This is a genomic window from Lacinutrix sp. MedPE-SW (genome assembly GCF_001874145.1).
Lineage (GTDB): Bacteria > Bacteroidota > Bacteroidia > Flavobacteriales > Flavobacteriaceae > Lacinutrix.
On the sequence record NZ_MPCX01000015.1, the window covers coordinates 41,117 to 55,033 of the forward strand.

Genomic DNA, 13,917 nt, shown 5'->3' on the forward strand with positions numbered 1-13,917 from the left:
AACTGCTTTATTTTATAACTAATTAATCTTGAGTATCTACTGAAGCATTTGTTTTAGCTTCTTCTGCTTTAATTTTAGATAACTCTTCTGCTGCTTCTGCAACAACATCTTCAAATTCGCCAAAGTTTTTAGGTATGCTTTCTAAAATATATGTAGCCTGAAAAGCATCGTTAAGCGCATATTGATTTTTTGCCATAACAATTAATCCTTTTGCTCCATAATATCTATAACTAGAAAAATCTTTAACTAAACGTTGCGTTGCTTTTAAAGAGTTTTGGTATGCTCCGGCTTTATTTTCAAAGTATGCATTATAGTATAAGGCTTCGGCAGCAGTTACTCCTGTTGCTGTTAATTCTACTTGCTCATAAGCTAATTTTGCTTTGGCTTCGTTTCCTGTTTTTATTGCAGAACGTGCTATAATGACTTGAGCATCGCTTTTTACTTTATTATCTAAAGTTGAATTACTCAGGACTTTTTCGGCGTAAGCCACAGCATCATTATATTTTTTTAATTGATAGTTGGCTTGCATTAAATTAGATTGTGCGAACAAACTGTTTTGAGGAAAATTTGCTTCGGTTTCTAATCGTTTTAAAATTGGCAAAGCGCTTTCCCAATCTTTATTTTCTAAAGTTATTTGCGATAACCTTAATAAAGCTTCTTCTGTAAATTCACTTTGTGAGGCATCTACAACATAACGGTAATTTGGTGCTGCTTTTTGGTTTTCGTTTTCTTTAAAATATAGTTGAGCTAAATAAAAGTGAGCTTGAGTAGCATGTAATCCGTTTTTAAATTCCCTATTATATTTTTCAAATTGTTTTATTGCATTGTTAGTATTATCGTCTAAATATTGTTTTTCTGCTGCTTGATATGATGCATGATCTAAATCTGCATTTGTTACCTCTACATAGTCTAGAGTTTGAACCCATGCAGCATAGTTTTCTACCTCTCCTAAATCTATATAAATTAATCGCGCTGTTGCTACTGCCTGGTTTGCTTCTGGTGATGCTGGAAAGTCTTTAGCTACAGTTTTAAATTTGGTTAAAGCCTCTTGATTTTGATTATTATTATAATACACTAATCCTTGACGCAATAATGTGTTAGATACAAATGGACTTGTACTATAAGTGGCTGTTAAGTTATTATAAGTAGCCATTGCTTTTTCTTTACTTCCTGCTTTTACATAAGCATTACCTAAAGCATACATGGCATCATCTCTTAATTTAGATGCTTTATATGTATCAATAAACGTTTCTAACTCTGTTATTTTTTTATTAGCTTGACCTAAATAACCATAACTAATTGCTTTTTGAAAGTAAGCATAATCGGCTTCAATTTTTCCTATTTCTATTGCTTGATTGTAGGCAATAATTGCATCATTATATCTACTTGATACAAAATGTGCATCTGCCAATCTTAAATAAGCATCATTTAATCTTATTTGGTCTTGTGGCTTTTTAGAAATAAACGTATTAAAGTATTGTGTTGCATTAGCATAATCTTTAAGCTTAAAATAAGTGTATGCTAAATTGTAATCTAAATTTTGTGTTTCTTTTAAGTTTGAAGCAGCTGTTTGTTTAAATGTATTAAACCCATTTAAAGCATCGTTATAATTAGTAAGGTTATAATCTGTCTCTGCTTTCCAAAACGTTGCTTTTGCGACATAATTGGGATCTTGAGGTTCTTTTAAAGAATTATCAAATAATGTTTCGGCTTCGTTATAATTACTTTCGTTATACAATTCTACGCCACGATAAAATGCTACTTTTTGGTATGCTGCTTTATTTTTTTGGCTGTTTTTTCCTTTTAATAGCGTTAAAGCTTCTTTATAGTTTTTTGAAGTTATGTAAGAGTCTATTAATAAATTTTCAACTTCTTCTTTGTAAGTTGTTTCTGGGTATTGCTCTAAATAACCCGATAAAACTTGTGGTACAGATTGGTAGGGATTACCAATATCGTAACTAATTTTAGCATAATTTAGCCAAGCATCTTCTTGAATTTTAAGATCGTAATCCATTTGAGATGCATTTCTAAAAGCATTTAAAGCTTCTTGTTTTTTGTTTAAGTTAATATAACTTTCACCTAAATGATAATAAGCGTTTTGTGCTACACTGTTATCGCCGCCAATAATTTTATTAAATTCTGAAATGGCTTTTTCGTAATCTTTTTGCTTATAATAAGCGTAACCTAATTGGTAATAATCTGTATTGTTCCATTTTCCACGTTTGCCTTTATAGGCTTGTAAAAATGGTATTGATTCTTCGTATTGCTCTAAGTTAAAATAGCTTTCTCCAATAATTTTTGATAATTCTGAAACTTCTTCTTGGCTACTATCATCTAATCTTGCACTAGCAAGCGCGATTGCTTCTTTAAATTTACCTAGTTTAAAATTTAAATCGGCTTGATAATATGATAATTTCTCTTGATATTTTTCTTGATCTTTAACTTGGTCGAAATAGGTATTTGCTTTATCATAATCATCACCTTGATAAGCCATAAAACCAATGTAATATTTGGCTTGCGATCCATATTCTTGAGAGCTTTCTACTTTATTTAAATAGGTTTTAGCATCGTCGTAATTTTTAGTTGTAAATGCTGTATAACCATTATTGAAATAAAACTTCTCACGTTCTTTTCTAGCTAATGCACTCTCGTCTACTTTATCATACCATTTTTGTGCGTAAGCATATTTTCCGTTTTCAAAATAGTAATCGGCTACATCTACAAAAGCGGTATTTTTTTTTGTGCTTGTTGGGTAATCTTCTACAAAGCTTTCTATAAGTTCATCGGCATTTTGCTGGTTTAACCTAACCGCACAATTAGCAATGTAGTATGCGCAATCACTTTTTATATTATCTTCTTGAGTATTCTTTTTTATTTTGCTAAAAACAGTTTGTGCTGCTAAATATTGCTGGTTATTATATAAAGACAAAGCTTTTTGAAAATCTGTTATAGGATTGGTATATGTTTCAGATTTTTGAGCAAAAGCGTTGATACTTAACACAATTGAAAAAAGAAATATTGCTATGTGATTTTTAGTCATAGACTGAAGGTTTTTTTATTTAAAATCAAAGATAAATTAATGTTAATATGTTAACGTTAGAATTTTGTTATAATTATAAACCGAGTTATTAAATGTTAATTTAAAGCTAAGTATATTCTTAATTATATTCTTAAAAAATTAATCTCTATTTTTATTGTTTCAACTAAAAATGATACATTTACCACAGTGCATTTTTTATACTATTCTTAAAAAAATCACGTTTAAAAAATACTAACAATATATTTATGCCAAATACTGTTTTAGAGTTTAAAGATGCTTCTATTTTTCAAGGTGAAAGTCTCGTTTTAAAAGACGTTAACGTTCAAATTAACAAAGGCGATTTTGTTTATTTAATAGGAAAAACGGGCTCTGGAAAAAGTAGTTTTATGAAAACACTTTATGCCGATTTACCTTTAAAAACAGGCTCAGGAAGCATTGTAGACTTTAATTTAAAAACCTTAAAGGAAAAAGACATCCCGTTTTTAAGACGTAAACTTGGTGTTGTATTTCAAGATTTTAAACTGTTAACAGACCGTACTGTAAATGCAAATTTAGAGTTTGTTTTAAAAGCAACTGGTTGGAAAGACAAAGCTGCTATGGCTACACGTATGGAAGAAGTTTTAAATAAAGTTGGCATGAAAACCACTGGTTTTAAATTCCCACATGAATTGTCTGGTGGAGAGCAACAACGTGTTGCAATTGCTCGTGCCCTTTTAAATAATCCTGAATTAATTTTAGCCGATGAGCCTACTGGAAATCTAGACCCACAAACTAGTGTTGAAATTATGGAAGTATTACAAGAAATTAATAAAAACGGTAATACTATTTTAATGGCAACTCATGATTATGCTTTGCTTTTAAAGTACCCAAGTAAAACTTTAAAGTGTGATGAAAATCAAGTTTTTGAAGTTGTACAACGTAAAGCCTAATTTATTTAATATCTAATAAATAAGCTGCACATCTACCATGATGTGCTTGCTTTATAATGGTCGCTTTATTTTTGTAGTAATCTATAATATAATTAGATTCTAATTCGCCACTTTTTCCAGGACTAAACACATGCGAAAACACAAACCATACTTTACCTTTTAATGTTTTTAATTGGGAATGGTGACCTGTATAATCGTAATGGTGCGCTTCACCTAAAACAATTGAATTATTAAAATTTATGTACTCTATTTTTTTATAATAATCAAACACATCTACATTACCGCTAAATACATATACTTGATGTTCGGGTTTAATATTAGCGTTTACAAAACTATAAACAGGCTTTATATGTTCTTTTAAATAAGGCATTTTTACAACATTTATAAACGTATATATAGCTACAGGAAACAAAAAGCATAATACAGCTATTTGTTTTGCCACTATTATATTTAACTGCTTTACTAAAAAGCTTAAACCAAATGCTATAGTAATTAAGTACAATGGTATTTGGTACAAAATGATTCTAACATAAAAAGGGTACAAACCAAATGCCGATAAGATTAAATGAACCAATACAGGAACTAAAACAAGGTATAGTAACTTGTAATTTTTACTTTTAATTAAATTAAAAACACCAAAACCATACACCGCAATTATAATACAGTACACATACAATTGTGGAGGAAATTTTAATAATTGTGTAAATACCAAAGTGGTATTCGTTTTGTGCCAAAGCCAAAAATCTATAGATAAAGGATTTAATGGCATAAATGCAAACTCCCAATAATTTTGCATTAAATCTTTAGATGGGTGATTATATAAAAACGTAAAATAATACAACGCAAAAGCTATTAACCAAACTGTAAAAGGAAAGACTAATAGTTTAAGTTTTTCGAGCTTAAAAATTAAAGTATATAAGCCTAAAATAAAAAAAACTATTATAGATACATTAGATAATGCTACTGCTAAAACACCAACTAAACTTAAAATTATCAATTGATTTTTTACACTTTTATAAGTTTTAAAATAAGCATATAGCAGCAATAAAAACACCATTATATCTGTACTGTATTGTTTAACTTCAGAACTATAATAAATTACAGAAGGACACAAACAAAACAGCAATAAAACTACTAATGTTATCGTTTTATCTTTAATTAACAGCATACTAAGTTTAGTAAGTAAAATAATTGATAATAAAGACATTAAAAACGGAAAAACCCGAAGAGCCAAATCGTTACTACCAAATATTAAAACAAATAATTTAGTACACCATAAATATAAAATTGGTGCCATTTGCCCGCTATCTAAAGGTTTCAATAATTCTAAAAAATCACGATCTACAATACTATAAGCCAATTTTGCTTCGTCAAGCCATAAGCTTCTATTTACAGCGAATTGTAAGATTAGCAAGCAAAAACCAAGTGCAGAAATACTATAAATTTTTGTTTTAAATTTCAAATTATTAAGATTTTAGCTTCACTTTAATTGTACTATATACTTTATGCAATCCAAACTTTTTCAGCTTTAAATATTTAGATTTTTCTTTACTTGGGTTTATAGATAAATTTAAAACCTTTGTATTATTTTTAGATAAATATGCAATTATTTCATTGTATAAAACATTATCCATTCTGTCTCTTTTACCTCTATCTACACTCAACAATGTATTTAATAAAACCCTAGAATTATAAGGTGTCATTACATTAACACCTAATTGCTTGTTTTGAGATTTTGCTTTTGCATGAACAATACCCATAAATTGTTCCCAAAGAAAAATATCTAAAATATGGTATTTATATTTTTTTAAAACGGCCTTATTGTTATCTAACCATTTTTTATACTCATTTTGAATAAAGGTATGAGGTTTAAAAAAATTAATAACGTTTAAATTTTTAGCGTTTGGCTTAATGCAATAATAAAATCCGTTGCGGCCAATTTCACTAATATTACCATTTATAATAACCTTATCATCAACCAAATCTGGACTTAAATACAACGGAAAATCTAAACTCGCCGAGTAATTTAAATCAAAATCTTTAGGTTGCATTTCCACATCTTTAATAACCTTAAACGGCTTATTGTAAATTGCTGCCAATTGTTTAGAAATCACCAAATCGTTATGTGTATCTGGCATGTTTTTAAATTGAGTTACAAAATATTCGCAGTCTAAATCCAGGCTTGCTAAAAATAAAACACGACTATCGTAACCTGCTGTAATTGGCAAACATATTTTATGCCTTAATGAAATGGCCTTTAAATACCCTTTAAGCATATTAGCAACTTCTACTGCAACCGCTTTATAATCTCCTTGCTCTAATTTTTTAATAGGAAAAAACCTGCTACACGTTTTAGCTATAATATCAATAGCATGATTTGGCAACAACTTTTTTACTTGTTTAAATGGCGTCGAATTATTTATAAACAGCCTTAATTTATTAAACTCTTTTGAAGTGTAATACGTTTCATCTGTTTGTTGTAATGGTAATATATACTGAAGCAATTTTACTTGTGATGCATAATTTTCAAAATTTTTGGTATAATAAATTTCTGCTTGACCACAAGCATCATTAAAAACAGAAAATTGCGTATTAGATTTATAAATAACAACGTACTGCCCGTAATAATTTGAAATTTCAGCTTGGAATCTTTCTAAATTTTCTTGCTCAATTAATTGATTTAAAATGTTTTGATTTGTTAATTCCGGAGTTGTATAACTAAATAATTCTCCAAGAATTATAACTTCACAAAATGAGTTTCGTGCAGTAGTAAACACACAATTTTTGTGAAATTGCAAATAAAATCCACCAATAGGTTTTTTAATAAAACCATGAATTAGCGGATAGTTTTTTCTGGTTAATAAAAATTGCTTTTTAAACATAATTACAATTGCAAGTTAGCATTTTATTAGTAATTATAATAAGTAAGTTAAAAACCTGAATTTATATTTTTTCATACAGAAATTAGTGTATTTTTAGCCTTATAAATAATATGCTTTCAGTTTTAATTCCTACATATAATTATAACGTTTCTGCCTTAGTTGATGTTTTACATAAACAACTTAGTTTACAAACTACACCTTTTGAAATTTTAATTTTTGAAGACGGTAGTACTCAAAATTTAAACACTATAGATTTGAGTAATACTTTTGTAATTACAAACCCAACAAATATTGGTCGTGTAAGAGCTAGAAATGAATTAGCTAACAAAGCTAAATACAGTTGGTTACTTTTTTTAGATGCAGATGTTATGCCTAAAAACGAAAGTTTTATTACAAATTATTTAAAAACCACGAACACTAATTACAAAGCTATTTATGGTGGCTTTGCTTACAAAAAACAAGCACCAAACCACAATAAAACTTTACGCTGGACGTATGGGAAAACTAAAGAAGAAAAACCTGCAAAACTACGTAACAAAAAAGCCTATAAAATTATAATATCTGCCAACTATTTAATTAAAAAAGAGACTTTTAAATTAATAAACTCCAAAATTAATGAAGCCAAAGGTTATGGTTTTGATTATTATTTTGGCGCGTTTTTAAAAACTAATAATATTAATGTTTTACACATTGATAATGAGGTGTACCACTTAGGTCTTGATGAAAATGAGGTTTACTTAAATAAAGTTGAACAAGCGGTTAATACCTTATTAAGGTTTTATAAAAAGAATAAGGCGCTTGACACAGATAATGACCTTTTAAAATTATTTGTAACGCTTAATAAATATAAATTAGTAAGAATTTTTAGTAAAATTCATGCTGTATTTAAAGAAAAAATGAAAGCTAATTTACTTAGTAATAAACCGAGTATAAAACTATTACAGTTTTATCGAATTAGTTATATGTGTTACCAATATGTAAATGAAAAAGCTTAACTTTTTATACGCTTAAAAGTATCGAAATTAGAAATATAATCGTTTTCATTATAAACAGCAGAAGCTAAAACCAAACACACTGCTCCAGACGAAAAATTTTCTAATTCTCTCCAGATTCCAGGTACAATTAACAAGCCTTTGTTTGGCTTATTTAATGTTACTGTTTTTGTGTTTTTACCATCTTTTAAAATCACATCAAAACTTCCACTTAATGGTAGTAATAATTGCTGCAATTCTTTATGAGCATGACCACCACGATAAGCAGAACTTGGCACATCGTACAAATAATAAACACGCTCTATACTAAAAGGCACACAATCTTTTTCAATTACCGATAAATTGCCACGACCTTGAGGATCTTCAATTTTAGGAATTTCTATTATTCTGGCTGATTCTATTGTGGTGTCTTTCATTTTAATTTAAAAGGTCTGTAATTGCTTTATCCCATTGTTTTGCTATTTCACTAATACTAAACTGCTTAACGCTATTTACACTGTTTTGCTTACAGTTTTGATATAAAGTGTCGTCTAATATAAAGCTATTCATAGCATTTTCAAAAGCTGTTTCGTTATTAGTTTCAATTAACAGTCCGTTAAATTTATGTTCTATAATTTCTCTTGGACCAGAATTACAATCTACAGCAATAACTGGTGTTTTTAATGCTAATGATTCTAACAACACCATAGGAAACCCTTCAAAATTACTAGTTAACACTGTAAACTTTGCTTGTTTAACGTATGGCAAAGGATTTTCTACATATGGTATAAAAACGACATGCTTTTGTAAATCTAGATTTTGAGCATATTCCTTTAAGGTATCTGTATCGTTACCATTACCCAATAATACCAGTTTATAACCTTTCTCTATTAAAATTGATGCTTTATAAGTACGTAGTAAAAATTTTAAGTTTTTGTGGTGCTCATTAAGTCTTCCAAAAAACAAAATATAATTAGTTAAACTAGAATTTAAATGTTGCGTTATTTCAGCTTCTTTATTTAACGCTATAAAATCTATAGGATTATAAATTGTACGGCAATTTTTTAAATTATATAAGCTTTTAAATTTATGTTCTGCAGCTTGAGATACTGTAATTAGCATTTCATTTTTATACAAATATTTATTAAGCCAGTTGTATTTTGAAAAAGCATGTGATGTTTTATAGTTATGTACAATGTAAATTGTAGGAATTTTATAAATAAACTTATTAATTATAAAATCTCTTAAAGCTTGAACACGCGACCTATTATCTATAATACAGTCAAAATTATGAGCTTTTAAATAGTTTTTAAAAATTAGTAGTTTTTTAAATCTGCTCGCATTTATTTTTCCTAAATTAAATAATGTGCCTTTGTAACTATAATCTACAATATTTAAAACGCTAACAATGTGCACTTCATGACCTAAATTATGAAGCATTTTAGATAATAAAGCACCTACTTTTTGTGCGCCACCTTGACCTAAAGATGATACGACTAGGCATATTTTTTTTTTATTGTTACTTTGCAAGCGTTTTAGTTTATTGGATGCATCAAATATAGTGAATGAAGATTTTATTAATAGGAGAATATAGCAATTTACACAATTCTTTAAAGGCTGGCCTTGAAAAGTTAGGACACACTGTTGTTATTGCTGGATTAAATGATGGTTTTAAAAATTTTCCAGTAGATATTCTTTTAAAAAAACGCTACCAAAAAGGATTTTTTAAAAAACTAAAAGTGCTTATTTATAAGCTTAGTAAAATCGATTTATATTCTTTAGATATTAAAAGGCAAATTAAACATGCTTTACCAGAACTTAGTGGTTTTGATGTTGTGCAATTTATTAACGAAAGTGCTTTTATGTGCACGCCTAATATTGAAGCGTATATTTTTAATTTAATACAAAAAAACAATAGTAAAACTTATTTGCTCTCTTGTGGTACAGACTATACAAGTGTTAACTACGCCTATAATAAAAACTTAAAATACTCTATATTAACACCGTATTTTGATAAAAAAGGAAAAAAAAGCAACTACCAATCTGTTTTAAAATACTTAAAACCAGAATATAAAAAATTGCACGATACCGTTTTTAAAGGTATTGAAGGTGTAATTGCTTCAGATTTTGATTACCATTTACCATTACAAAACCATCCTAAATATTTAGGTATGATTGCTAACCCAATTAATGTTGATGTTTTAGAATTTAAAGCATTAACAAACTTAAATCCCATTGTAATATTTCATGGTATTAACAAAAATAATTATTACAAAAAAGGTAACGATTTATTTGAAATTGCTTTAAAGGAAATAAAAAACACTCATGGCGATAAGGTTAAGATAATTACAACTCATAATTTACCGTACAATGAGTATATTAAAGCTTATAATGATGCACACATTATACTAGACCAGGTTTATAGTTACGATCAAGGTTATAATGCTTTAGAGTCTATGGCTAAGGGTAAAGTTGTTTTTACAGGTTTAGAAAATGAATGTTTACTACACTATAATTTAGAAAAAAATAGCATTGCCATTAATGCTACACCAAATATTAATGAGCTAATTAAGCATTTAAACGCGCTTATAGAAAACCCAGATAATATTACCAAAATAGGACGCGCAGCACAACGCTTTGTAAATAAAGAACATAATTATATTAATAGCGCAAAACGCTATTTAGAGTTGTGGGAATCGTGAGAATCTTCATTATCTATTTCGGCATCTGGCAAAACTCCAAATAACGACGAACTAAATATTAATAGTATTACTCCATAGTACATGACGTAAGTAACAAAGTGCGCGATATTAGCACCTTTTACTCCATAATTATCTATAAAATAAATACTTGTTAAATATAATATTATTACCGAAAAAGCTTCGGTTATTATATAATGCCAAAACATTTTTTTAGCAAGAAATTGATAAGCAATAATAATAGAAAGTACCTTAACAAAATCGCCTAGTAATTGCCAAAAAAACAAGTCGGTTACAGGCTCAAACTCAAAAGTAAAAAGAATTTGAACAATAAATTCTCTTAGAAAATAAATAACTAATAAACCTGCAGCAAAAACTGGAACTATGGTTTTATAAAAGCCAAAGACTTCTTTTCTAAAACCTTTAATTGAATCTATTTCTGAAAAACGTGGTAATATATATAATGTTAGTAACGAGTATACAAACATGAGATAGTATTTAGAAATACGATTCATTGCTTCCCACATACCAGCTTCTTTTAAACCAACTTCTTCTATTATATATGAACGCACACTTATTGCTACCAAAGGCATTACAATAGCAGAAAACAAGGCCATTATTGAATATGAACTTAATTTTTTTACATAACTTAAACTAAATTGTGTTACGTTAACTAATTTTGTAAAATTTTGCCTGTTTAAAATACCTACTAATGTTATTAAAAACAGTAAGGATTCTGCTATAACAACAGATATTAAAGCACCGTCTATTTGGTTTTGCCAGATTAGAAAAATGGCGATTACCGCACCTAAAATTTGTCCGAAAATATTAAAGACAATTAAGAATTTAAATTTTGAAAAGCCATTCATTATAGAATAGCAGAGCATATTTAAAGCATAAAATGGCAGTACTATTGCAAAAATTTTAATTACGTATGCGTAATCATTATACTCATGAAATATGGTGTCGTTAATAAAACTTGCATTATAATAAATAAAGATGCAAATAACCGAAGTTGCAATAAAACCTAAATAAAAAGCTGTCGATAATGTTTTAGATAGCTCTAACCTATTCTCTTTATTTTGCGCAATGTATTTTACAACACCATTGTATAAACCTAAAATAGAAAAAGATTGTGCCGAACTTACAAAGTTTCTAAGGTTACCAACTAAAGCTAAACCTTCGGCTCCAACAAATATCGCTATAAACTTAGATGTAAGAAATCCAGCTATAATCTTAATTATTACAGAAACTGAATTAAGAGAAGCAACTTTTACTAAAACGTTATTGTTTATATAATTAAGAAGTTTTTTCAATTATAATTATTAATTGTGGTAATAATGGATGTAATAGCTTTGGAAGACAATATAGGACTAATAGGCAAACTAACACAATTGTTGTGTATATTTTCGGTAACAGGTAAATGTTTCGGTGTGAACGTATTAAAAGCTTCTTGTTTATGTGGTGCCACAGGATAATGAATGGCCGTTTCTATACCATATGTTTCCATATAATTTATAAACTTATTTCGGTTTTCAACTAAAATTACAAACAAATGAAATACGTGGTTTTTAGAACCATTATAGTATGGTAACGTTATTTTTTTATTTTTAATTTCGTTTAAATACCTATTAGCGACGTCTCTTCTGGCTTCATTATCTGCATCTAATACCTTAAGTTTTTCGTTTAAAAACAGCGCTTGTAATTCGTCTAAACGTTTGTTACTTCCTAGATAATTATGAATGTATTTTTCACTGCTACCGTAGTTTCTAATAGCACTGCAAATATTTGCAAAATCTTTATTATTGGTCGTTATTGCTCCTGCATCTCCTAAAGCACCTAAATTTTTAGCTGGATAAAAACTAAACGTTGCGCAATCGCCTAAATTTCCTGCTCGCTTTTTGCTGTTATTTATTGCTCCATGCGCCTGTGCAGCATCTTCTATTACTAATAAATTATTTTTTTTAGCTAATAAATTAATACTTTCCATATTAGCCAATTGCCCATATAAATGAACAATTACTATGGCTTTAGTTTTTGCATTTATATGCTTTTCTATTTCTTGAGCATCAATATTAAAAGTGTTTATATCTGGCTCTACTAAAACAGGTTTCAAACCTACTTCTGTTATAGCTAATAGTGTTGCAATAAATGTATTTGCTGGTACAATAACTTCGTCTCCTTTTTGCAATTTTCCTAATTGCATATAAGCTTTAAACGTAATAATTAAAGCATCTAAACCATTACTTACACCTATACAATATTTTGTACCGCAATAATTTGCAAATGCTGTTTCAAACTGTTTTACACCGTTACCTAAAATGTATTGACCAGAATTTAAAAACTGTTGAAACTGATTTTTAAACGCTGTGTCAAACCTAGCGTTTATGGCTTGTAAATCTAAAAACTTAATCATAGCATAACGTTATTTAAAAGTTTATGATTTTTTGTTGAAATACTATAAAATTGTTGTGTTATTGTTCTTGCGCCAAAACTTTCTTTCCAATACAACAAACCTTGATTTAATTTTTTGCCGTTGTTTTCGTTAGAAATACCAAAATCGAAATACTTTTTATTTTTAAAAGTAGTATTTATTAAGTGGTTAAATAAAAAGTCTAAACTACCCAATTCTTGTTTATTTTCTTTTGCCGAAATGTATTGCGCATGTGCTACATTTTTTGTTTCAAAAATTGTTGTTCCTGCTACAATTTCATTTTTATAATACACATTAAATTGTCTAATATTTTTAGGAAATTTATGCTGTAATTGTATTATTTCTTCTAAACTATGTACTGGCTTTTTATTGTACTTTTCTTGTAAGTTTGGTTTTAAAACGTCTTCCCAAAAAGCCTTAAAGTTTTCATCTTCTTTTATTTCTAAATCTAAAGCCTCTGCACGTTTTACACCTCTTGTTCTTACTTTAGACACAGGTTGTGAAACGGTATTATTTTCGATTACAGAAAGCACATCGGTTCTAGTGATACTTGCATTTAACAAAAACAAAATATAGTCTAACTCTTCACTTGGAACTAAATTATAAATACTTGGGATATTTTTTATATGAAGAGTTTTAATATTGTTTGTTTCTAAAAACTTTAAAAGCACTTTAAAAGCTTCAATAGTATCGTTTAGCTTTAATGTTTTATTTAAAACCAAACCACCATAAGTTAAACCTTGATGCGAATGTAATACTGAATCTACAGTGTTTCCGGGTAATATACCTATTAGTTTATCGGCTTTAAAAATTAATAAAGAACCATCTGTAAATCTATCTTTATGGTATTCCATAAAATCACGTTGAAATAAAAACGTAGCGTTTTTTGCTTCGGCTACAAAGCTATTCCAAAGCTTGTAATCACTAGATTGATATGTTTTTACAGTAAGAATAAAAATTAG

General features: G+C 28.4%; 11 protein-coding genes. 3 read left to right on the top strand and 8 right to left on the bottom strand.

Features of this window, described 5'->3' with window-relative positions; genetic code table 11:
* Nucleotides 1–22: 22 nt before the first annotated feature.
* Nucleotides 23–3,040 (bottom strand): tetratricopeptide repeat protein, encoded by a 3,018-nt coding sequence (locus tag BM549_RS12890; RefSeq protein WP_290470641.1) that lies wholly within the window; start codon nucleotides 3,038–3,040, stop codon nucleotides 23–25.
* 245 nt (nucleotides 3,041–3,285) lie between these two features.
* Here BM549_RS12890 and BM549_RS12895 point away from each other — a divergent pair, with 245 nt between their 5' ends.
* A complete protein-coding gene (locus BM549_RS12895) occupies nucleotides 3,286–3,969 on the top strand; it encodes a cell division ATP-binding protein FtsE (RefSeq protein ID WP_290470642.1) in 684 nt (227 codons plus the stop codon).
* A gap of 1 nt (nucleotide 3,970) precedes the next feature.
* Here the strand turns inward: BM549_RS12895 and BM549_RS12900 are convergent, their stop codons facing one another.
* Both BM549_RS12900 and BM549_RS12905 read right to left on the bottom strand, forming a co-directional pair.
* Nucleotides 3,971–5,431 (bottom strand): glycosyltransferase family 39 protein, encoded by a 1,461-nt coding sequence (locus BM549_RS12900; RefSeq protein WP_290470643.1) that lies wholly within the window; start codon nucleotides 5,429–5,431, stop codon nucleotides 3,971–3,973.
* Nucleotides 5,432–5,435: 4 nt separating this feature from the next.
* Nucleotides 5,436–6,851 (bottom strand): hypothetical protein, encoded by a 1,416-nt coding sequence (locus tag BM549_RS12905; RefSeq protein WP_290470644.1) that lies wholly within the window; start codon nucleotides 6,849–6,851, stop codon nucleotides 5,436–5,438.
* A 110-nt stretch (nucleotides 6,852–6,961) separates the two neighbouring features.
* On the opposite strand from BM549_RS12905, the gene BM549_RS12910 reads away from it, so the two are divergent.
* Nucleotides 6,962–7,846, top strand: coding sequence for a glycosyltransferase family 2 protein (locus tag BM549_RS12910; RefSeq protein ID WP_290470645.1), 885 nt, complete (start codon nucleotides 6,962–6,964; stop codon nucleotides 7,844–7,846).
* Here the strand turns inward: BM549_RS12910 and BM549_RS12915 are convergent.
* Together BM549_RS12915 and BM549_RS12920 are read right to left on the bottom strand one after the other, a co-directional pair.
* Nucleotides 7,843–8,259, bottom strand: coding sequence for an FdtA/QdtA family cupin domain-containing protein (locus BM549_RS12915; protein ID WP_013870418.1), 417 nt, complete (start codon nucleotides 8,257–8,259; stop codon nucleotides 7,843–7,845). The genes BM549_RS12910 and BM549_RS12915 overlap by 4 nt on opposite strands.
* A 1-nt stretch (nucleotide 8,260) precedes the next feature.
* The gene (locus tag BM549_RS12920; RefSeq protein ID WP_290470646.1) at nucleotides 8,261–9,352 is read right to left on the bottom strand and encodes a glycosyltransferase; all 1,092 of its coding nucleotides are present in this window, start codon (nucleotides 9,350–9,352) and stop codon (nucleotides 8,261–8,263) included.
* A 35-nt stretch (nucleotides 9,353–9,387) separates the two neighbouring features.
* Between BM549_RS12920 and BM549_RS12925 the strand changes: the two genes are divergently transcribed.
* The gene (locus BM549_RS12925; RefSeq protein WP_290470647.1) at nucleotides 9,388–10,524 is read left to right on the top strand and encodes a glycosyltransferase; all 1,137 of its coding nucleotides are present in this window, start codon (nucleotides 9,388–9,390) and stop codon (nucleotides 10,522–10,524) included.
* On the opposite strand, the gene BM549_RS12930 is transcribed toward BM549_RS12925, so the two are convergent.
* Genes BM549_RS12930 through BM549_RS12940 form a run of 3 tightly spaced genes read right to left on the bottom strand, consistent with a single transcriptional unit; the run spans nucleotide 10,500 to nucleotide 13,809 of the window.
* Nucleotides 10,500–11,837, bottom strand: a complete 1,338-nt coding sequence (locus BM549_RS12930) for an O-antigen translocase (protein ID WP_290470648.1) — start codon at nucleotides 11,835–11,837, stop codon at nucleotides 10,500–10,502. The two genes, BM549_RS12925 and BM549_RS12930, sit on opposite strands and share 25 nt — an antisense overlap.
* Nucleotides 11,834–12,937, bottom strand: coding sequence for a DegT/DnrJ/EryC1/StrS aminotransferase family protein (locus BM549_RS12935; RefSeq protein WP_290470649.1), 1,104 nt, complete (start codon nucleotides 12,935–12,937; stop codon nucleotides 11,834–11,836). Before BM549_RS12935 ends, BM549_RS12930 begins: the two co-directional genes overlap by 4 nt.
* The gene (locus tag BM549_RS12940) at nucleotides 12,934–13,809 is read right to left on the bottom strand and encodes a GNAT family N-acetyltransferase (protein ID WP_365336699.1); all 876 of its coding nucleotides are present in this window, start codon (nucleotides 13,807–13,809) and stop codon (nucleotides 12,934–12,936) included. The genes BM549_RS12935 and BM549_RS12940 overlap by 4 nt, the downstream gene beginning before the upstream one ends.
* Between the last annotated feature and the right edge of the window lie 108 nt (nucleotides 13,810–13,917).

What these genes read in the sequence shown, in the direction of transcription:
- BM549_RS12890 (WP_290470641.1), bottom strand. Translation starts at nt 3,040, where the DNA reads ATGACTAAAAATCACATAGCAATATTTCTTTTTTCAATTGTGTTAAGT.
- BM549_RS12895 (WP_290470642.1), top strand. Translation starts at nt 3,286, where the DNA reads ATGCCAAATACTGTTTTAGAGTTTAAAGATGCTTCTATTTTTCAAGGT.
- BM549_RS12905 (WP_290470644.1), bottom strand. Translation starts at nt 6,851, where the DNA reads ATGTTTAAAAAGCAATTTTTATTAACCAGAAAAAACTATCCGCTAATT.
- BM549_RS12910 (WP_290470645.1), top strand. Translation starts at nt 6,962, where the DNA reads ATGCTTTCAGTTTTAATTCCTACATATAATTATAACGTTTCTGCCTTA.
- BM549_RS12915 (WP_013870418.1), bottom strand. Translation starts at nt 8,259, where the DNA reads ATGAAAGACACCACAATAGAATCAGCCAGAATAATAGAAATTCCTAAA.
- BM549_RS12925 (WP_290470647.1), top strand. Translation starts at nt 9,388, where the DNA reads ATGAAGATTTTATTAATAGGAGAATATAGCAATTTACACAATTCTTTA.
- BM549_RS12935 (WP_290470649.1), bottom strand. Translation starts at nt 12,937, where the DNA reads ATGATTAAGTTTTTAGATTTACAAGCCATAAACGCTAGGTTTGACACA.
- BM549_RS12940 (WP_365336699.1), bottom strand. Translation starts at nt 13,809, where the DNA reads ATGGAATACCATAAAGATAGATTTACAGATGGTTCTTTATTAATTTTT.